Raw genomic sequence first — 20,024 nt, forward strand, 5'->3', positions numbered from 1 at the left:
GTTTCGCGCCACGACGGCAGGTAATTCGTTACTCCTTTTGGTCGATTGTTTGCATATCGCCGCCCTCCGATAGTCTCGGGCCATTGTGCGGTCGACTCGGCGACATCGAGCGCCGGGGATTCCATCTAGCTTTGTTGCAGCACCCCTCAGGGGTGACGGGCGTCTGCGGGGCTTAGCACACCAAACGTGTCTAGGCAGGTGATCGGAGTTCAACCCAAAAGGAGCGCAGTCGATGACTCGTTACGGCTTCTGGATTTGTTGTGCCGCATCTCTGCTTTTGTGCGCATGTGGCAGCGCTTCAGTGAAGTACAGCAACTACACCGTCGGCCCGGTTGGAAGCCCCAGTGACGATGACGTCAAGAAGCTCCTTGAGAACGTGTCTGATGGAGCGCAGACGGTAGTTCTCCCCAACAGTCGCCTGATCATTGTCGCCAGCGCCGCTCAATCGCCGGCGGCCGCGGAGTTGCCTGGTGGCAAGGTTGGAGCTGGGCCGGCTGACGGTGCTCTGGGAAAGAAGCCGCCACAGAAGGTGGTGAAGAAAGCGGCGGGCACACCGCCGGCAAAGGGAGGCGGTGTGGCTCCAGCGCCTGGTCGCGGAGCTGCGGCTGCGGCTGCGGCTGGCGGCGGCGGTGCTGCAGGCGCGCATCTAGGAGGTGCGGCCGCGGCGGGCGGCGGTGCTGCCGCCCCCGGCGCCCCATCCCCGAAGGCAGACCCGCCAAAAAAGGAGGATTTGCCGGGAGCTACGGCGGATGACAGCTCGAAACCTCCGCAGGCAAGTAATCCGCCGGAGCCGTCCGTCGTGACGGTCAATCTGACCTCGGCCGATAAGAAGACCGTGTACTCCGTCTCGGTAGTGCCGGTCGAAAGCAATGTTTCCTACCTCGTCTCGGGACAGAACGACTTCTTCTCAGAGAACGACCTGAGTATCGAGCGGCTGGCCAACTCGCGTATTCCGAAGACGGCGTCAAACACGTTCACGGACGAAACGGAATCACGCGTCAAAACGATCTCGAGCATCGTCGGCTCGGTCGTGTCCGCATTCGGTGCGGCTGCCGCGGCTGCCCCAGGGCATGAGCCAGCGAAAGTCCCCGCGACTGATCAGTACACGTGCTCCCCAGTAGAGGAGATCACCGTGGCCTCCTCTTCAAGCACAGCATCCGCGCCGGAGACGTGGACTGGTGTGACCCGTGTGAAGGACGCGAACAACAAGGAGAAGGACTGCATGACGGTCACCATCGTCAAACCATCACTCACGCCGAACCTGGTACCGATCAGCAAGCTAGCGGCGATCATGGAGCACGGCGATTCAGACATCTCTAAGGTGTGGTTCGTGCCAGCATGCATGACTGTGGAGATCACCATTCAGCAGGGCGACGCCACGAGTCCAAACGCCAATAATTCAGTAGCCACGGGAACCATGACCCTGATTGACCCGGACTACGTCGAACCGTTGCCGCTGCCGAAGAAAGGACACATTGCCATGCATCCGATTTGCAGTGCAGACCTCGTCGACACCAATACGGACAAGTATCAGTCCACGTTCGACACAATTACCGCCATCGCTGCGGCCGTGCCTGCCAAGTCTGGCAACCAGACAACATCTACGACAAAGGCGGCCGCCCCGGCTCCAGCGCCCGCAAAGCCAGCGCCTGCGGCTGGTGCGAAAGCCGGTTCCCCCTAGGAGATGTGTTATGCCAAAGGGTCACAAGCATCGTAATCAGACGGACACCTCCGTCGACTCGTTCGCAACGTACATGCGGAACCTGAAAGCTGGACGGACCAGCGGAGTGGCAAAGGGCGACCACAAACGCGCTCATATCGAACGCATTCGGAAATTCCTGGTCGACCGATACGCCGGTGCTACGAGCGACAGGCACGAAGTCCATGACGGTCAGATCTACGACTTCTTCCCGGATGAGGATCAGCCGGCGGTTCGTCGGGGAAATAAGAAATCCGAGGCCGCTGCGCCAACCGTGCAAATCCCCGGACTGGTTCCGGCCTTTCGGTCGCCTCCGCCGCACATGCCGGGCTATGTCCCGGTGCGTCGATTCTCGCTAGAGGATTTGGCGCGCCCCGGCGCGTTCGATCGCTTTAATCAGAAATATGGGGCTAGGCCAAGGTCGCTATTGAGAAGCGCTGGCGCGTATGCCCCAGGGTACGACGGCGAAGGACGCCGTTGGGCTTCCGTGTTCCAGAACGTCAAGAACTCCGGTGCGAGCGCCGTGCTGTCAGTCTGGCGGCCCGAGCTCGCCCCGGGGCAGCGATTCTCGCTGTCCCAGCTATGGATCGTGGGGAAGGGCCCCTACGGCACTCAGACCGTGGAGGTGGGTTGGCACGTCAACCCCGAGGAAACGCGTCACAACGATCCGGCCCCGTTCGTCTACTGGACCAACGACGACTACGCCAACGACTACCAGCACTACAACGACGATGTGCAGGGAGAATTCACCTACAAGCAAGGGGCGCCACGGATTCTCGGCCAGGCTTTCGGTAAGTGGAGCAGCATCGGAGGCGATCAGCAGGAGGTCTTCGTTGCGATCAGGTTCTACGAAGGCAATTGGTGCGTGTATATCGGTGGAGATCAAGAGAAAAATCACATCGGAAGCTTCCCCGGATCCCTCTTTCAGGGCGGATCACTAGCCACAGGCGTGGCCGACTCAGTGGAATTTGGCGGCGAAGTTTGCGGCGGACCACCCTACGCCCCGATGGGGAGTGGCCAGCTCGCGAGCGCCGGTTACCAACAGGCTGCCTACCAGCGGGAAATGGCCATCGTCGACCCGCAGGGAAACTCCGTTGAATTGCTGGACCTTCACCAGGACCAAGGGGTGCCAAACGAGTACACGACAGCGTTCGGTCGGACGGACGATGACGCCCGTTACTTCTACTTCGGTGGTCCCGGCGGGCCTTGAGCGGGCGATGCACACATCTAGTCGCCAGAGGAGATAGCTATGGAGCCCGATGTCATCAGAGCCGTGGGGGGCGTGACTACCGTCTTCGGTGTCATCGGTGTCATCGCCACCGCTTTTTTCAAGTGGCTCTCGGGGCGTGGTTCTTCGGAGCCAGGACATTGGAACGTCACCCTGCTGACGGCGGCGTTGGTCGCAATTGCCTTGGGCGTGCTCGCGGTAGTTGCCGTCACCGAACAGCAGCGCCCAGCTGCCGTTTCGGAGCAAAAGTCGCCTGCGCACCCTGCGACCGTCGCGAGCGCGCCGGTCGTGCCTAGCTGTAATCACTCGAGTCCTACCGTGCACGTGGCGTACAAGGGAAACCCCCTTGTGCTTGAGGACCAGGAGAACAACGGCAACGTAAACGCCACCATCGCGATGGGACAAAACACGTTTCGGGCGCAGCTTGAAGCGGACGGCCACACCAATGCGAAGATGCTGGACCCTCAGGTTCCGGAGGGCGGGCACGCCGGTCACCGTTGGTATCGCATCTACTTGTTCGCCACTTACGGGGGCGAAATGACATTTGGTCCCAATCCCCGTTGCCCTAATGCTCCTCCGACCGCATAGGTCGTAGCGGACTGCCCAAGACCTGCGCTGCCATCGCAGCCATCCATTTGCTTCGACTTTTCAGACCGCGGCGAGACCTCCGGGACACTTGTTGCCAGGCAGGTGCACACGCGCAACCGATCTTGGATTGCCCCGGAGATAACGGCACTTCCGGCCTATGATTTGAGCATAGGAGGAGGCCCCAAAAAGCAGTCAGCGGTTTACCCCGGAATTCAAAGAAGAAGCAGTTCGGCAAGTGGTTGGTCGTGGCCACTCGGTTGCCGAAGTGTCTGCTCGCCTCGGCGTGTCGAAGGGTCAAGGCAGAGAAACCCGACAAGACCGTTTAGCAAGCCGCCCAGCTGACCAAAACGAAGAGCGAAATCCTTCGCCTGCGTGCCCATCACCGACATCCGCAACTTGGTTCTGGGGAGTCCCTCACCGCATCCCGATTCCTTGACCTAGAATCAGACCAACCGGGGGCGAAGAGGTGGGCCGCGTGACGAACAGGGCTCGGTCAAAGGGGCGCCTATGAACGATATGCTGCCGGCTCGAGTCCAGCTGGACGGTTTCTTCTATCACGTCACCGGAAGCCACAAGGGCGGGTTTGGTCGTGTGTGGCTGCTAGATCGTCCCAGCAACGCGATCACGGGGTCGGTGTATCAGGAGCGCCTCGCCGTCAAAACCTTTGAAGGGCAAGATCAGGCGCTGGTTGTCAGCGAGCTGACGAACTGGATCATGCTCCATCATCCGTCGATCCTGCCGCTCCAGAAGATCGCCCGCCTCAACTACCGGATCGCGGCAGTGATGGAGCGCCGGCAAGGCTCATTGCAAGACATCCTGGACGAGAGAACGCTGACGTGGAGTGAGACCAGGACCGTGCTCATTCAAACGTGTGAGGCGCTGCACTACGCACAAGCCAAGCACCAGTTGGCGCACCTCGACATCAAACCTGGAAATATTGTCGTGGATGGGTCTCCACAACGAATTCAGGTAGCCGATTGGGGTATTTCTCGCCTCGTGCACAAGGGCCAGATAGACCGCCCCAACGGGTATACGCCGGGTTTCCTACCTCCTGAACGTCTGAAGGATAAGCCGTATTCCGGCACGTCATCCGACATCTTCGCCGTCGGGATCATGGCGATTGTCTGTCTGTGCGGCATACCCCCCTATGTGTACCTGGATCAGGGCAAGTGGGGGCCATTTGCGGTGCAGATCACCATGCAGCTTCACAATGGTCTGTACGTCAAGCGAGCCCAGGAGATGCTCCAGTCGTTCGCTGCTCCCATTTCGAAGCTGGTGCTGTCGTGCATTCACCCAGATCCGTCGAAGCGCTACAGCGACTATGAAGTCTTGCTGCGTGACCTGAGGGGCATCCCGTCATGATGGGGTCATTCTTCGATCGGTTCTTCAAGAAGGACGTTGAGTCTCCAGTTGACGTACCCGTGCTACCGCCTGGTGATATAGGGCACACCGTCGATCTGTGGATCGCGCAAGCAACGTCCTTGCGCGAACTGCGCCAGTACAAGCTTGAGAAGGCGAAGCTGGCCATCGCCGAAGCGGTGGCTCGTAAACGAGTCCAAGATCAGCCGGAATCCATGGAGGCCTGGTATGCGCTCGGGCGCATTTACTTCGAGGGTCAGAAACCCAAAGAGGCGGCCGAGGCGTTTTTTGCTATCAAAGATTGGGCGGAGAAGGCGGGGAGCGCCTTTTGGGCTCGAGAGGCGACGCAGGGCCTGGTGCGTGTCAGCGGGTTGGAATCCAGGTTGGAGCAGAATCTGCGAGGACGAAACATCAACGGCATGTTCTATGCGTGCCAGTCGTGCGGAATCCTCATTCTGTACCTCGGTACCCATTGCCCGTACTGCCGGTTTGCACCATCCACACCCGATGAGGCGGCGGCTGGGCTCGTGCTGTCCATCGATCATTTGCGCGCGCCGAAGCTGCTCCAAGTCGCTCGGGGCATCCAGCAAAAGGAAAAGCCCTGGGAGATCATTCATGGGTTCGGCGACGCCGTGCGGGCGATGGTGGACGACCCCGGTGTAGCCGCGATCCTGTCCAAGCTGAAGGAAAGTAGCGCTGATGACTTCCTGGATTTCCGGCCCTTGGAAAGGTGCTCCAGCTGCGGTTCGATCACGCACTCATCGTGGCTTCTTGCGTGCGACGAATGCGGGCAAGCGCTCAATAATCCCGACCTGGTGAATCTGGCCATCTGCGTTCACCACATCACCCAACATTTTGTATGGGGGATACACCGCTCCGAGGCGCCGGAATTCGCCGAATTCGTTACGCTGCTCGTGAACATCCAAAGCATGATCATCCGGCACCAACGGGGCCCGACGGACGCGGAGAGAGCCTGGGCGCGGCAGTTGCTCATGCGCATCAGCCCCATGTGGACGCAGAACATGGGTGGGTATGTGGACGCCACCTCACTGGACGCTATTCGCGGAACAGTGGTGGACGAATCGGTCAATCCTCAAATCGGCAGGACGATCCGTCACCTCGAGGGTGAGCTCCGCAACTTTGTGCGGCTAACCAGCGACCAGGTAGGGTTGTTCTGACAGAAGGGTTGGCCGTCGAACGGCGCCCCACGGGCGTCCGGCGGCCTTTCTAACATTACATTGCACGCTAACATTGACGATGTTATCGTGAGAATCAATGTTAGGAAAGACGCCATGACACCACTGGCACACGAGACTGAGGCTTATCTGCAAACCATCCTCCCAGGGTTGGTCGGCATGGTGCGCCCGGCGCCGACGGAACGGGTCGCGAACTTGCCCTATTACCTAGGGCAGCTCAAGCTGTACACGGTACAAGTCGCCGAGAGGGAGGTTGCCCTTGTCCTTGGACCCTTCGACGGCAAGAGGGGCGACACCAAGAAGATGCTGGCATCTCTCAGCAAATACCTGAATTTGCCTGTTATCTACGTCCTGAAGGGCCTGCAGTCCTTTGAACGAAAGCAGCTCATCGCGAGCGGCATTCAGTTCTTGGTCCCGGGGAACCAGCTCTTTGCGCCGAGCCTGGGCATGGACCTGAGGGAGTACTTCCGACCGGGGGCGACCGCCACCGAGGGCCAACTCAGCCCCTCTGCCCAGGCCATCCTCATCTGGCTACTGCTCATTGGTTATGAGGAACCCTGGGTGGCCGCCGAGGTCGCCGCCCGCCTGGGCTATACCGCCATGACCGCCACGCGTGCCGTGCGAGAACTCGAGGCTGCCGAACTGATCGAGCAGACGCGGCTCGGACGGAGGAAATGCATACACCTAATAGACGCACCCCGGCCGACGTGGGAGCGCGCCAAGCCGCTCATGCGCAATCCCGAGCTTCGGGTCGAGTTTGTGGGGCGTAGAAGGTTTGCCCATGGACAACACGGGATTCGTGTCGCCGGCCTCGATGCTTTGGCGACCCGGACCATGCTCGCCACACCGAATACCCATGCTTGGGCAGTCGAGCAGGCAGAGTGGGCAAAGATTCAACGGGGCATGCCGGCCGCAGATCCCTGGGACACAGCCGAGGTCATCCAGATCTGGGCTTACCCGCCGACCATTCTGCCGGACCAAACCACTGTGGACCCGCTGTCCCTCATTGTGAGCTTGCGAGATAACGACGACGAGCGCGTGCAACTAGCGATCGAGGAATTGGAGAAGACGCTGTGGCAGTGATCGCAGGCATGGACCGGTTCCGCGAGTGGTTCGCAGAGCATCAAGACCAATTCGTACTAATTGGCGGCTGCGCCGCCAGCACGGTGATGAATGAGGAGGGCCTCGAATTCCGGGCGACCAAGGACATCGACATGGTGCTCGTGGTCGAGGCCCTGACTCCCAAATTCGGTGAGCTGTTCTGGGCGTTCATCAAGGCGGGCGGCTACGAGATCAAACAGCAGAGCGATACGGGCAAACCATGCTTCTACCGTTTCGGCCGTCCACAGGATCTGTCCTTTCCAGCGATGGTGGAGCTGTTTGCGCGCACGCCGGACCTGATTAGCCCGCTGGCGGACAACAACAACCTGGCCCCAATCCCCATCGAGGAAGGTGTGTCGAGCCTTTCAGCTATCCTCCTCGATGACGCCTACTACCACTTCCTCGTCACCGGGCGGGACATCGTTCGAGGCATCCCGCTCATTCGGGAGGACCGATTAATACCCTTCAAGGCGAAGGCCTTTCTGGACCTCTCCGACAGGGGGGAGGATTCCAAGAAGGTACGCAAGCACCTGAGCGATGTTGTTGAGCTGACTGTTTTGCTGGCGCCGAACACGCGCATTGATCTCCCGGGTCAGATCCCGGACGACATGCGTCGCTTCCTTGAAGTCGCCTCAGCGCTGCCAGACAACGCACTGGCCCGCTACGGCGGACGCGCCCGCTTCGATCATGTACTGGCGTCCATAGCCAAGGCCTTTCAGCTCGGTGACCCAGTAACGGCATAGCGTCGCCTCGGCGGGGCGCCAGTTGCGTCAATCGGAGGCCGGGGTACATCCGGTGGGATGGTCGGTCCAGCCTTCGGTGTGCGCCAACCTCAGGGACTATTACTCGAATTGCATAGCTGTGCTGGCTGCGGGACCATCAAGCGACGACTCTCCCTCTAGGGCAATTTCCACCATCGTCAGTCTTCCTGGCGGCGCTTTCGATATTCCTCGACCTTCGCATCTACGGCCGCACAAAAGGCTTTCACGGCGGAGTCCTCTTCGGGACTGGGTAGTTTTACGTAATGCGGATCGCTCCGATCGTTTCGTAACTCGTCCACCGTCGCGTTGAGTGAAGTGCAGTGCGCTATTTTTCTTCCGGGCGGGCATCAGCCGACATAGTGCTTGCAATTTCAAACCAAAACTCGCTCGTGATTCGGACCTTACTCGCCTCACGCCGACTCAGATGAGCTTCGATGTTGAAGCTCGGATCACGAATACCATTTGGGCCTTCCCACTCCTTCTGCAATGCATCCCATTCACTCTCCGGGAATGCGGTGATTTCGAATTCCAGGACATCGTAGGCACCGTAAATGAGTCTTTGACGGAGAAGGCTCCACTTGATGCCGGAAAATTTTTGTCCCTCCTCGCGAAAGATGATCATCTCCTCGTAGATCCTCTTCTCAACGAAGGCGTACTCCACGCCAACAACGTCAAATGGGACTCCTGCCGGAACAACCGGGTCATTCTTGTCGATGACGCAGGCATCCTCCATGGAGTAGCCCCATCCTCCTCGGATGGGGAGTTCACCGATACTATTGAAGTCCTCCGCCAGGATTTGGCGCGGGCTCTCGCGGGTCACAAGCTTCGCAATCGGTTGCATGAAGAAATCTCCCTTCATTGAAATCATGCGCTTTTCTTCGCCCGCGCCGTGGCGGCGGAGTCAACATTGATGGCCATTGAGCCTGGCCAACGTCAGTCTCCCGTGGTACTTGGCTTAAGAATCAATCCAGAATGTCGTCATCACCAAGCACCCTTTTTGCCAAGGCGCGTGCGTGGTCGGCCAGGGCCCGACCCATTTGAGGAGCCGGAGAGGCGCCCGTCATCGTTGCAAGAAACTCCGCACGACGCCGGCACAACTCCCTCACCTGGAGCCGGAACACAGCTGCTTCGTTCGGCTGGCGCACCTTGAATGCCTGGTAGCCGGCCGGACCAAGGGTGCGGACGAGCCAGTCCAGGTACCCAACGGAATCGACGTTGCCTATGCCCTTATAGGCGAAACGGACGGAGGGCTTTTCGGACTGGCCCAATCTCGTCCAGCGACGCAGCAGGACCGCGGCCTCCACCGCATCGTCCGGCGGCGGGTTATGGACCGCCATGGTCGCCAACGCGATGGTTTCACTGCTGCCGGTAGCATGGTGCATGATGCAACCCCTACTCAGTATTCCGGTGCCATTGATTGACGCGGCCAATTCAGCCGGCCGAGGCGTCCGGAAGCTCTGCCTGCGTCGCGCCGTGGATGGCGCTGACGGCCCCGAGTGCGCGCGACAAGTCGCGGATAATCGCCTGCAACTTGACGTGTTGCTCGCGCTGGCGCCTCAGATAGAAGTCCCGCTGGCGGGGCGTCAGGGTGCGGACGAACTCCGCATCGGTCGAGAGGGGTGTGCTCATGATGACCTCCTTCTGGGTTGTCGAGACGCTGCCGGCGCACTGTGGGACAAGGCAAGCCAAAGCAGCCCTCACAAAAGAGAAGGCTCCGCTTTAGCAGCATTTTTACCCCGCCCTGCAAGCTGGACATTCAACTCGGCGGCAGGCGTATCTTACCATTGACTTGGCGGCATGCAAGCCACCTGCATGATAATATTTGGACGTCTATACGTCCGCCACGTCCGTGTTGTATATGGGGTTTCAGGGCCAACATCGCCACTGCAGCGACAAGCTCGCGACATTGCCATAGGCGACCGATCGGTTATGAGCAACATAGAGGCTGCAAGTACCCGTACGGGCATCGAAGATTTTATGGGATAGAGCTATCTCGACGCTGGGGCGTTGCGTGTCGTTTGTGCCAAGGGCCCCATTCCTAAAGCATCGGCACAGGATTAAAGTCGAGCTCATTCAACGAAGGATACGGCCAGTGCCAACCAAGGATTTCGAGGCGGCGTCGCTCAAGACGAAGCATCGGCAGGTGCGAGACGGACAGCCCGAGGATCTCCGAGTGAGGATACATCGCGCCATCAGTTGGCTCGATCGTGCCGAGCGCGAGGTTCAGGACATGGACGCTAGATTCATCTTTCTGTGGGTGTCGCTCAATGCGGCCTATGCCAGGGAATTCGGCTTTGAGCAGACGGAGCGTGAACAGACTCGTGCCTTCGTCAGCAAAGTGCTTTCCTGTGATCACGCGGGGCGTCTTCAGGAAGCCGTCTTCAAGCAATTCACTGGGCCCATCCGAACCTTGGTCGAGAACAAATTTGTCTTCGAGCCTTTCTGGCGAGCGATGCGCGAACACGACAGCGGCGACCGTTGGGAGGTCCAGTTTGCGTCCAGCAAGCGCATTGCATTGCGCGCACTCATGGACCGGCAGACCGATGTCGTGCTGTCCATCATCCTCGACCGCCTCTATGTGCTGCGCAACCAGCTGGTCCATGGGGGCGCCACTTGGAACAGCGGAGCCAATAGGGCCCAGGTGAAGGACGGTGCCGCCATCCTCGCCACCCTGATGCCGATCATCATCGACGTGATGATGGACGGTGACTCAGTCGATTTCGAACCGATCGCATTTCCGCACATCAAGGAGTAGGCCTTGACGCAGAGCCCTGTCCAACGCCTTTTCGATGGCCCCCTCGACATCGTGGGAGACGTCCATGGCGAGATCTCAGCGCTGGAGCAATTGCTGGAAAATATGGGCTATGCGCCGAACGGAGAACATCCCGCTGGGCGCCGCCTGGTGTTCCTTGGTGACCTGGTCGACCGTGGGGAGGACAGTCCCGCCGTTGTCAAACGCGTGTCCGACCTCGTCCGCAATGGCTTGGCCCAGTGCGTACTGGGAAACCATGAGCTCAACCTTTTGCTCGATTCACGCAAGGAAGGCAATGGCTGGTTCTACGCTCAAACCGACGACCATGATCATTCGCGCGGGCACTTTCGCGACGCGCCACGTGCTGACGCTTCGGAACGCGACGCGATCTTAAAGTGGTTCTCGACTCTTCCACTGGCGTTGGAGCGCGAGGATCTCCGCGTCGTGCATGCCTGCTGGCACCCGCCTGCGATCAATGACCTTCGCGACGATGCACGACCGGTGCGTGATCTCTGTGAGAATTGGTCGGAGCGCGTAGAGGCGTCCGCAGAGCACGATGGGTTGTATGCGGCGCGGAAGGAAGAGCTCCAGCAGTGGAAGAAAGCCCTTCATGATCCCGAGGCCTTGGTGCCCATGCTTCCTGCGATCGCCGCGATCGATGCGCGCACCCAGTCCATGAACCCAGTCAAGGTGCTAACGAGTGGATTGGAGAGGCAGACGTCACAGCCGTTCTTTAGTAACGGGAGGTGGCGCATGACAGAGCGAGAGGCCTGGTGGAACGAGTACAGCGACGAGCCAGCGGTAGTATTTGGTCACTACTGGCGCTGGCCTGGCGACGAGAGGGAAGCAACGGCCCGCAGCCGGGGGCCCAATCTTTTCGACGGAACGAGCACGTGGCAGTGGCTTGGCCCACTGGGGAATGCGATGTGCGTCGACTACTGCGCCGGGCTACGATGGCGCGAGCGCAAGTCAGGTGTACAACAACATGTCGGCCTACTTGCGGCCGTCCGCTGGCCGGAGCGGGACGTCATAACGTCCGGATGATCGCCTCACGCCAAAAAGGAATCGCGCTTCACTATGCCTAGGCCCGCTTGAGTTTGATAGACAATCTCGGACCAATAGTGGACTGCCCTGGAGATGGTCGCGCTTCCGGCCGGTGGCTGGACTACATCGGGGCGATGCCCATGCCTCCAGTAGCGGAGCGAATAAGAGCCCGGAATTAGAATTCACTAACGCATTCATTGATCGGCATCGATGGGCTCTTTGGCTTCTGCAGTAGATGCTAGTTGGGATGCACTTTCCGGCGCCTGTTCGCACCGGGCCAGTGATATCCATCCATATCCCTCGGGCAGTAGCGCGCCAGTGCTGCGCTCCGCAAGTAGCCGGTCAATGCGAGTCTCCGCAGCCTGCACAAAGTCGCCACTGACCGATTGAACCGCTCCCGACGGGGCGTTCTCCTGTGGTTCCAAGAGAAATTCCGATAGCTCGCGGGGATTCAATTGGATGTCGGCTCCACCCACCTGGTGCAGAGCAGTCAGCTCGCTGCGCATGCGACGCCCACGCTCGTCTTGCCAGTGGAGGATGGACAAGCCCAAGGCCCCGGCGTGTTCCCCTAGCGCAATTGGTGCAGTAAGCCCCTCAAAGTCGTAATCGAGCGACCTTGCCAGCAGGTACTTTACAAGGCGGTGATCCATGTCGAGCCGTTCAAACCGAACGCCTTCCGGCGCGAAAGTGCGGTCGAACGCGACCAGAGTCTCGGCATCCAGCCCCGGAAGATTTTCCCGCACTGAGGCTGGCAGGACGAGGCGCCATGCCATGCCGGGAAAGCGTTGACTCGGCTTCACCTCACCGCCGAGGGCGTAGATCATGCCACCGACGAAAGCGTGCAGGTGTTCGATCCCCATCTGAAGGGTGTCCTTGAGCTCATCCGCCTGATAGCTCACGGCGTGGTGAAACAAGTCGCGCTGCACCTCCGACGCCTGCCGGGCGCGCTCGATGGCTTCATCGATGCGCTCGGACGTGCGCTTGACCGTGGCACCACGCGCCTCTTCAAGGATCTCCTCGACATCAAGCAAGCCGGCCAACTCTCCAACGATGTCGCTAATCAGCGTCTCCCGCGTCATCTCTTCAACGGTGGCCAAGTCTCGCGCCACTTGTTCCAGCCGCTCATACATCTTGGCAACCACACCTTCATCCGCGGAGGCGAGGCTCTCCAAATTGAACGCTGAGACGTGATTTTGCTGGCCGTACCGGTAAAGGCGGCCAATCCGTTGTGCCAGCCGCATGGGGTTCCAAGGCAAGTCGAAATTGACCAGCATATGGCAACGCCGCTGCAAGTTGATGCCCTCGCCGCCCGCTTCGGTCGAGACAAGAAACTGACCGTTGCCCTCAAAATGTCGGATGGATTCGATGCGTTCTTCGACATCCATGCCGCCATTTATGACCGACACCTTGTGCGGTCCAAAGTTTTCTTCGAGCTTGTGCCTGATGTAATCCTGGGTACCCCGGTATTCCGTAAAAATTAGAAGCTTTTCATTGGGGTTGGCCGACAGAATTGGCGCCAAGATGCAGCTTAGGAAGGCGCTCATCTTGACGTCGTCAAGCAACGCCACCTCACACCCCCTGATTAACAGTCGCAGGCGATCGGCCTCGCCATCGAAGAACGCGGCCGATGGCGTCTCCTGAGCTTCCTCAAACTCACCCTGGAAACGATCGTCCTGGATCTCAAGCTGCTCGATCACCTTGGCGCTGCTGCTTGCCTCCAGGCGCGCCAGACGCCTTATGAGCGCTTGCATCAACGTGTAGATGGACGAAGCGGCAAGCTTGCGATAGACGGTCATGACGAAACCGATGGCTCGGCCGGTCGATGAACCGCTTGCCCGCGCTGCGCGATATCCCTCTTCGAGGTAGGCGGCCAGTTGGTCCTCCAGCTCGGTAAGCTCAGGGTTGGCGTCGACCTGTATCATCCTAGATGTCTGCCCCTTAAAGATGAAGTTTCCTTCAGCATCGGTGACGTCCGCTTTGCGATTGCGGAACACCATTCGCGACAATAGCGACTGATCGAAATCGATGCCCTCCATGTCTGAGGCCAATTCCGGCCGGAGCAAATGGAGCAACGCGACGAATTGATCTTGCCTGCCTTGGTGGGGGGTCGCCGTGAGCATTAAGATGTTGCGGGTACGGTGACGAAGGTGCTCGGCCAGTCGGAATCGATCCGACTTCTCATAGCTCTGACCCTTCTGTTTTCTTGTCAAACGGTGGGCTTCATCGAAGATCACCAGGTCCCAAGGCTCGGCTTCCATGATGCTGCCCAAGTGCGCCACTGCCTTGAGCTGGTCCATCGATGCGATCACGCGGTCGTAGAGCTTCCAGTGCGCAGTATCGCCAACTGAAAAATCAGTACCGTAGATTAGAAAGTCGTCCAGACCGAACTTTAGCTTGAGGTCCTCCTGCCACTGGCGCGTCAGCCCGGCAGGCACCACGATGAGAATCCTGCTTGCTAAGCTGCGCTGCCTGAGTGCGGCGACAATCAAGCCAGCCTCTATTGTTTTCCCAAGGCCCACATCGTCCGCAACGAGCCAATTCAAGTTGCCAGAGGCCAGGATGTGATGAACTAGATGAATCTGATGGGGTAGCGGATCGATGTCGAATCGCGAGAGTGCCCCAGTGTTCTCGTTCCAGAACACAAGCGCGTGTGCCAGCGTGCGCAGTCGAAATCTCTCGGCTGCATCCGGGCCACCCACATCGCCACGTTTGAATCGGAAGGCCGGGCCTTTGATGAAGCGAAAGCGTTGCCACGGCATCCAAAGACGCTCCCCGCGAGAAGCGAACTCCACCAGAAGCTGACGCTGCCCACCGATGTCCCGGATGGCACGTACAACGCCCGTACCTAGCGGTGGACCGTACCCCGGTGACGGGTCATGAAGGACGTCGTGTCCTCGCGCAAATCCGCAGGCAAGACGGTCCAGGCTCACCACGTCCACCTGCTTGGTGCGTAACCATTGAACGGTTGCGGACGCTCCGTGATTGGAGATCATGATCTTGTGTACAACCCCCGGATTTCGTTCAGCGTCCATCGTGTCCCGGAGGACTACCCAGGCGCCGAGGGCGGGAAGGAGATTGTTTGTCATAGATCACCTAAGAGGTTTGCCATAAGTCCTCCCCGTACGATATGTGCCCGCACCAGGTCTTCGGTACATGGATAGTCGAGCTCATCACCCCACCAGCCAGGCGAAAACGCGGGATTTCGCCCACCATCAAAGGTGCGCTCGTCTTCAGGGGGTAGATTGATCTGGTCGATAGTTTTGGGGCGCCGGTCAATCTTGGAGATCCGGTACTTGAATAAGTAATCCGAGAAGCGCGGATAGCTTCGACGGAGGTCACTCCGGTCGCACCAGTGGCTACGCTCGAACTCGATGAAGTCGATGGCCGATTCGAGGGACGCATCGGCACCAAGGAATTCGACGATGTTGATGGCGTTTGCCCAGGAGATGCGGTCGCGGGCCGGATACGTCTTTACGTGTTGGGCGCTCGCCTCGCAGCACGTGTCGAAATAGCCTGCCGATTCCCAGGCGTCGGAGATGCTGAAGGCCAGATACACTTCCTCGTAGCTCGAGCCCCGCTGCAGGAGGGATTCCACCTGCGCCTGAGGAGCGCCCCATCCGCGGGCCATGATGATCTCAGCCAACCAGTCCTTACGCTGCTGGGACCAGTCGCCGCGTTCAATCAGGAACTTCGCGGCAAGCTGCCTAGCTCTGACTTCGTTGGTGACGGCTCGTCCAAGACGATCAACCTGTTCCCCCAGTTCGTCTTCGGCAAGCCGCGGAGATGAGGCGCGATCATCAACCAACTCAAAGTCAAGGAGCTGATTGATATCGCCGTCTTCGAGGCCCCAAGCAGCCCAGCTGTCATCCGGCTCGAAGTCCAAAAAGTCGTGATAGCTGTCATCCAGCCCGAAGCCGTGGGGCTCTTGCAGATCTGAGCCATCATCGGTCGCATCAATGGGCTCGGAATGAATGAGGGTGAACGAAGGTGGGACGACATCATCTGGCGACATCTCCCATGGCGACGGACTCTCTGACCGCGGCGCACCGCGGGGTGTTAGGGGGCCCACTGGCTCGATGGGTGTCGCCACCGCTGCTGCGTCCACCAACTGCTGTACCGAGGATTGGCTGGTTGAGGTGGGCTCCTGTCGATGAGAATAGGACCCACTGCCAGACTCGTTCGTGCTGCTCAGCTCCCGCAAAGGACCCAGGATTTCATCGAGATCCTCATTGGATAGAGCGTCGTGCAGATAGCCTGACTCGCGGGGTTCCACCGCCCCTGAGCTCTTTGTTGGAAGCGCTCTATCGCGCCCCAGCCGGCGTTCACGAAAAAAGCGGCGCAGCGCAGCCGCACGCTCACTGAGTCCCTCGGACATTCAGCCCCCCGCTGAATTTGTCGCTCCCTCGCTGAACCGACCTCAAGGGCATCGTCCAGCTACCCGAAAACAAGCCTATATCATTCGATTCTCACCTGACGAGACGCGAAACGGGGGGGGCAGGGGGGCGAAGGGGGGCGTAATTTCTTTTTCACTTGTCTGGACATCGCCCCCGAAGCGCCATCGTTGGTCCTATTACCGGTCAACGTCGCTTCGACATATGAAATGTAGGGTGCCGAAGGGCAATCCTTGGGCCGAAGGGAGTTTCTTAGAGACCCGTGTGCCAATTGTGGTCGTGCCCGGAGATCAAGGCACCGCCAGCCCGTGAAATAAGCATGGGGCGGGCGAGGGGCTCCGCGATCAGACTTAGCGCAGGCGTCAGGATAGATATGGGGCGATCACTGCGGCTGAAAATATCTGGCTGGCGTCCGCGAGCAGCTCGCTAGCATTCATCATTTGCCAGCACGGTGTTGTTGGTAGAGCTGAGGACCTTCTCTAGGAGCGCTCGTCCGGGTGACGCGCTTCTTTGGCGTCGGTATATGCTTTCCACATACCTTCGGCGTGGTCGCGCAGCTCTTTCCGAAGCGATCGGGGCTGCCGAACTTCGACCATATCCCCAAACCCAAGCAACCACCATCGCAAGGTCTCGTCGTTCTCCACGGTGGCTTCCACCTCTAGCCGAGAGCCGTCATCGAGGGCCTTGATCGTTTGGTCGGGCGAGAGGGGCGTTTCCCGCAGATGCTCCGCCGCCGCCTGGTCAAAATGCGCGACTAGCCGGATCAGGCCCTGCGAGTTGTATTTCGCCGCCTCCGCCGCGTATTTCTGGAAATCGAAGCGCGGAGGCTTTTTTCTTGGCGTGGCGAGAACTTCAGTGTGCGAAAGGCGATGCAGCGCCAGTTGCCGCACGTCCGCGTAGTCGTAGAGGGTGGCAACGAGGTAGTGCACGGGCCCCCGCACTATTAGGCCCAGCGGGTGGACAGTCAGCTCCTTCGCCGCGGTACTCCCCTTGGATCGATATCGCCCTGAGAGGCAGCATCCACGTGCCAACGCCTCTTGGACACACTCCATTACACCCCGCCCAATGGTGGGTGGCAGCAGCGCCAGTGAACTGGGGATCACCGCCGTTTCCCGATGCCAATGTTTCCAGCCCGTGGCGGCCACCTCCTGCTCAGCGCTGTCGAAGAGAGGGATCAGCTCCTTGAGCATCACCCTGGGTAGGAGAGTCCTCAGGTGCACCCGGGCCAACAACAGCGCCACGCTTTGCGAGGTCGTGAGCCGAGGCGTGAACTCCTGGTTGGCACCCTTTGCCCAGCACCAACCATATGGCTTGCCCTTGTCATCGACAGCCAGAGGAAACTGCTGCGAGAGCGCCTGCAGATCCCGCTCGACCGTGCGGCGCGTAACCGAAATCTTCCGATCTTCCAGGGCAGCCATGAGATCCCCAACCGTCGCCTTGCGCGGCCATGGCGGCATGCATCGCAACAGCGCCCACTGGCGCGCGAGGGTCCGCTCAGTCTCCTGGCGCATGGCTTCCTCCTTGGTTTAGCAGGCGATCCTAGCACCAGGTGCGACGTAATTTGACGCATCTGCGTAGATCATGCGTGCATCCCATTGCTGGATTTGGTGCCCCATGTTTGAAGCCATCGCCACTTCACCCCAAGCCGTTGACCCGTTTGACCATCTCCTCGCTCGCCGGGACATGGCCACGCTGTGGATCATGCGGATCCTTCTTCGCATGTGCGACGAGGATTGGTTGTGGAAGCGACCCAGCCTGCGTCGACAGTTGTTCTCGCGCCTCCAACTCCTCAATGTGCAAGTGGCAGACGAGGAGCAACGCCACCTGTGTATTGAATGCTTGTCCTGCACTCTGGACGCCATGGAAGAACAAGCGTCGCTCTATTGCCATGACCCCGTACTAGCGGCGAATCTGGACCTGCTATCTGGGCAACTTTCCCTTTCATCACTTGAGGCCAAGGTGCTTTCCCTGGCGGTGCTGCTTCGCTCGGATGACCTGATCGATCAACTGGCTGACGAAACCTTTCGGTCTATCAACCTGCCGCGGCAGCTCGCCATGGTTCTCGATGAACCGATCGAGGAGTTGGCCCAAATCACTCACAGCGCAGGCTTGCTCCATCGAACCGGGTTGATCGAGTTTTCATCCGGCGGGCCACTTGCTGGCAACATTTCCGTCAAGCGAGGAAGCCTTCGCCGCCTTGCAACAATCTCGCTTTCGTCCCCCGACGAACTGTTTGATGGCATCGTGCGTGCGGCTCCTCACGGCCAATTGCAACTGGAAGATTACGCCCACGTCAAAGAGACCCTGGATGCCTTGCATCACCTGATTGGCGAAGCACTTGAACGGCAGCGCACTGCCGTCAACGTTCTGCTTTACGGTCCGCCCGGAACCGGTAAGACCCAACTGGCTCGCTGGTTGGCCGATCAATTGGCGACACCGCTTTACGACGTATCGCCGCACGAGATGGGTGGCATATCGGGCACGGGGGAGCGACCCGACGCCCGCCTCGCGAAGGCCGCCACCTGCCTGCATCTTTTAAGGGGCCGTCGCGCCATGCTGGCCATGGATGAATGCGACGCAATTTTCGGAGAAGGGACAGGCCCCTTGAGTGGCGTTGCTGCCAATCCAGTCAAGGCATGGGTCAACGATCTATTGGAAACAAACCCCGTTCCCATGATCTGGATCGCGAACTCTGTCCGCGACATGGACAGTGCCTTCGTGCGCCGATTTGATATGGTGGTTCGGCTCGACACCCCACCGATGAAGCAGCGCCTGAAGCTTTTGGAGCAGGCCTGCGGACAACATGTGTCTCACGCGCAACTGCGCCGTATTGCAGCGGCAGACAAGGCAACACCTGGCGTACTGACACGCGCGATCGACGTCATGGACCGCGTGCATGCTCATGGGGGGGAGCAGAACTCCGGGGCGCTGCTCGAATCACTCCTGGACGGTACCCTACGGGCGCAGGGCCATCCCACGATCCACATGGCCTACCGCCACAGCGCAGCAACCGATTACGACACGCGATTCTGCAACGCCAATGTCGATCTCGATGCGCTATCGGAGGGCCTGCGCCGCACGGGTCAGGGGCGAATCCTGCTTTACGGGCCACCGGGCACAGGCAAGACTGCCTTCGGACATTGGCTGGCGACGGCGCTCGAGAGACCACTCGTTCTCAAGCGCGTTTCCGACCTCCAAAGCCGATGGGTGGGTGAAATGGAGCAGAACTTGGCACGCGCCTTTGAACAGGCGCTACGCGAAGAAGCCGTGTTGCAGATCGACGAGGTCGATGGCTTCCTGCAGGACAGGCGATATTCCAGCCATGGATGGGAGCGTACACAGGTCAACGAGTTCCTCACCCAGCTGGAGTCCTTCGAAGGAATCTTCATTGGCTCCACCAACCTGCTGGGAGGCTTGGAGCCGGCCGCCATGCGCCGCTTCGACCACAAAATTGAAATGGGCTACCTCCAACCGGAACAGGCATGGCTGCTGTTCCAACGAAAACTCTCTGACTGGGGTGTAGGGATGCCCGATGCCGACGACTGCCGCCGCCGACTGGCAGGCCTGACCCGACTTACACCGGGAGATTTCTCGCTGATGGCCAGGCGACATGCGCTTATCCCCTACCGGGATGCCTCGACTGTGGTGGGTGCGCTTTCGGAAGAGCTTAATCTCAAGGACGGCCCCGCTCGGCGCATCGGCTTTACCTAATGCAACGATTCGGCAAAACGCCCATTGGCGGCCATACAAGCCGGCCGGATGGAATGTTTTACGACACAAAAGGCAACGTGTCGGCAAGCACCAACCACCGAACCGGAAGACAGATGGCGTCTAAATCAAAGCATTGATTCACGTCCCAGCGGCTAGCAGGTACGTAATCCGGAGGCCGCTGAACACACCTCCGG

At 59.5% G+C, this 20,024-nt stretch carries 16 protein-coding genes and 1 pseudogene; 11 read left to right on the top strand and 6 right to left on the bottom strand.

Annotation, left to right across the window (positions count from 1 at the left end; all coding sequences use genetic code 11):
- The first annotated feature begins 799 nt into the window (after positions 1–799).
- The 8 genes and pseudogenes from DVT68_RS20700 to DVT68_RS10590 all read left to right on the top strand — a co-directional run bounded on the left by DVT68_RS20700 (position 800) and on the right by DVT68_RS10590 (position 7,914).
- Positions 800–1,681: a hypothetical protein gene (locus tag DVT68_RS20700; RefSeq protein ID WP_114825016.1), complete on the top strand. Its 882-nt coding sequence runs from the start codon at positions 800–802 to the stop codon at positions 1,679–1,681.
- A gap of 10 nt (positions 1,682–1,691) precedes the next feature.
- Positions 1,692–2,909 carry a neprosin family prolyl endopeptidase gene (locus DVT68_RS10560; protein ID WP_114825017.1) on the top strand — a complete coding sequence of 406 codons (1,218 nt, stop codon included), beginning with the start codon at positions 1,692–1,694 and terminating at the stop codon, positions 2,907–2,909.
- Positions 2,910–2,948: 39 nt separating this feature from the next.
- The gene (locus tag DVT68_RS10565) at positions 2,949–3,515 is read left to right on the top strand and encodes a hypothetical protein (RefSeq protein WP_114825018.1); all 567 of its coding nucleotides are present in this window, start codon (positions 2,949–2,951) and stop codon (positions 3,513–3,515) included.
- A gap of 190 nt (positions 3,516–3,705) precedes the next feature.
- Positions 3,706–3,838 (top strand): annotated as a pseudogene (locus DVT68_RS10570) (transposase); the annotation flags it as partial.
- 184 nt (positions 3,839–4,022) lie between these two features.
- Positions 4,023–4,877, top strand: coding sequence for a serine/threonine-protein kinase (locus DVT68_RS10575; RefSeq protein ID WP_114825019.1), 855 nt, complete (start codon positions 4,023–4,025; stop codon positions 4,875–4,877).
- Positions 4,874–6,052, top strand: coding sequence for a tetratricopeptide repeat protein (locus DVT68_RS10580; RefSeq protein ID WP_114825020.1), 1,179 nt, complete (start codon positions 4,874–4,876; stop codon positions 6,050–6,052). The genes DVT68_RS10575 and DVT68_RS10580 overlap by 4 nt, the downstream gene beginning before the upstream one ends.
- Before the next feature lie 114 nt (positions 6,053–6,166).
- Positions 6,167–7,153 carry a helix-turn-helix domain-containing protein gene (locus DVT68_RS10585; RefSeq protein ID WP_114825021.1) on the top strand — a complete coding sequence of 329 codons (987 nt, stop codon included), beginning with the start codon at positions 6,167–6,169 and terminating at the stop codon, positions 7,151–7,153.
- Positions 7,144–7,914 carry a hypothetical protein gene (locus DVT68_RS10590; RefSeq protein WP_147281709.1) on the top strand — a complete coding sequence of 257 codons (771 nt, stop codon included), beginning with the start codon at positions 7,144–7,146 and terminating at the stop codon, positions 7,912–7,914. Before DVT68_RS10585 ends, DVT68_RS10590 begins: the two co-directional genes overlap by 10 nt.
- A gap of 343 nt (positions 7,915–8,257) precedes the next feature.
- Here DVT68_RS10590 and DVT68_RS10595 read toward each other — a convergent pair whose 3' ends face one another.
- The 3 genes from DVT68_RS10595 to DVT68_RS10605 form a co-directional block, all read right to left on the bottom strand.
- Positions 8,258–8,800, bottom strand: coding sequence for a hypothetical protein (locus tag DVT68_RS10595; protein WP_147281710.1), 543 nt, complete (start codon positions 8,798–8,800; stop codon positions 8,258–8,260).
- 94 nt (positions 8,801–8,894) lie between these two features.
- Entirely contained in the window at positions 8,895–9,314 is a 420-nt protein-coding gene (locus tag DVT68_RS10600; protein WP_114825024.1) for a hypothetical protein, read from the bottom strand.
- 49 nt (positions 9,315–9,363) lie between these two features.
- Positions 9,364–9,561, bottom strand: coding sequence for a hypothetical protein (locus DVT68_RS10605; protein ID WP_114825025.1), 198 nt, complete (start codon positions 9,559–9,561; stop codon positions 9,364–9,366).
- A 463-nt stretch (positions 9,562–10,024) separates the two neighbouring features.
- Between DVT68_RS10605 and DVT68_RS10610 the strand changes: the two genes are divergently transcribed.
- Together DVT68_RS10610 and DVT68_RS10615 are read left to right on the top strand one after the other, a co-directional pair.
- Entirely contained in the window at positions 10,025–10,687 is a 663-nt protein-coding gene (locus DVT68_RS10610; RefSeq protein ID WP_114825026.1) for a HEPN domain-containing protein, read from the top strand.
- Positions 10,688–10,690: 3 nt separating this feature from the next.
- A complete protein-coding gene (locus tag DVT68_RS10615) occupies positions 10,691–11,728 on the top strand; it encodes a metallophosphoesterase (protein ID WP_114825027.1) in 1,038 nt (345 codons plus the stop codon).
- Positions 11,729–11,922: 194 nt separating this feature from the next.
- On the opposite strand, the gene DVT68_RS10620 is transcribed toward DVT68_RS10615, so the two are convergent.
- The 3 genes from DVT68_RS10620 to DVT68_RS10630 all read right to left on the bottom strand — a co-directional run bounded on the left by DVT68_RS10620 (position 11,923) and on the right by DVT68_RS10630 (position 17,630).
- Positions 11,923–14,814 (bottom strand): helicase-related protein, encoded by a 2,892-nt coding sequence (locus tag DVT68_RS10620; protein WP_114825028.1) that lies wholly within the window; start codon positions 14,812–14,814, stop codon positions 11,923–11,925.
- Positions 14,811–16,103 carry a hypothetical protein gene (locus tag DVT68_RS10625; protein ID WP_147281711.1) on the bottom strand — a complete coding sequence of 431 codons (1,293 nt, stop codon included), beginning with the start codon at positions 16,101–16,103 and terminating at the stop codon, positions 14,811–14,813. The genes DVT68_RS10620 and DVT68_RS10625 overlap by 4 nt, the downstream gene beginning before the upstream one ends.
- A gap of 495 nt (positions 16,104–16,598) precedes the next feature.
- Complete coding sequence (locus DVT68_RS10630; protein ID WP_114825030.1) at positions 16,599–17,630, bottom strand: helix-turn-helix transcriptional regulator; 1,032 nt, start codon at positions 17,628–17,630, stop codon at positions 16,599–16,601.
- A gap of 103 nt (positions 17,631–17,733) precedes the next feature.
- Here DVT68_RS10630 and DVT68_RS10635 point away from each other — a divergent pair, with 103 nt between their 5' ends.
- On the top strand, positions 17,734–19,830 hold the full coding sequence (locus tag DVT68_RS10635) for an AAA family ATPase (protein ID WP_158543489.1): 2,097 nt from the start codon (positions 17,734–17,736) through the stop codon (positions 19,828–19,830).
- Positions 19,831–20,024: the final 194 nt, after the last annotated feature.

This window comes from Dyella solisilvae (genome assembly GCF_003351225.1).
In the GTDB taxonomy this organism is placed as follows: Bacteria; Pseudomonadota; Gammaproteobacteria; order Xanthomonadales; family Rhodanobacteraceae; genus Dyella; species Dyella solisilvae.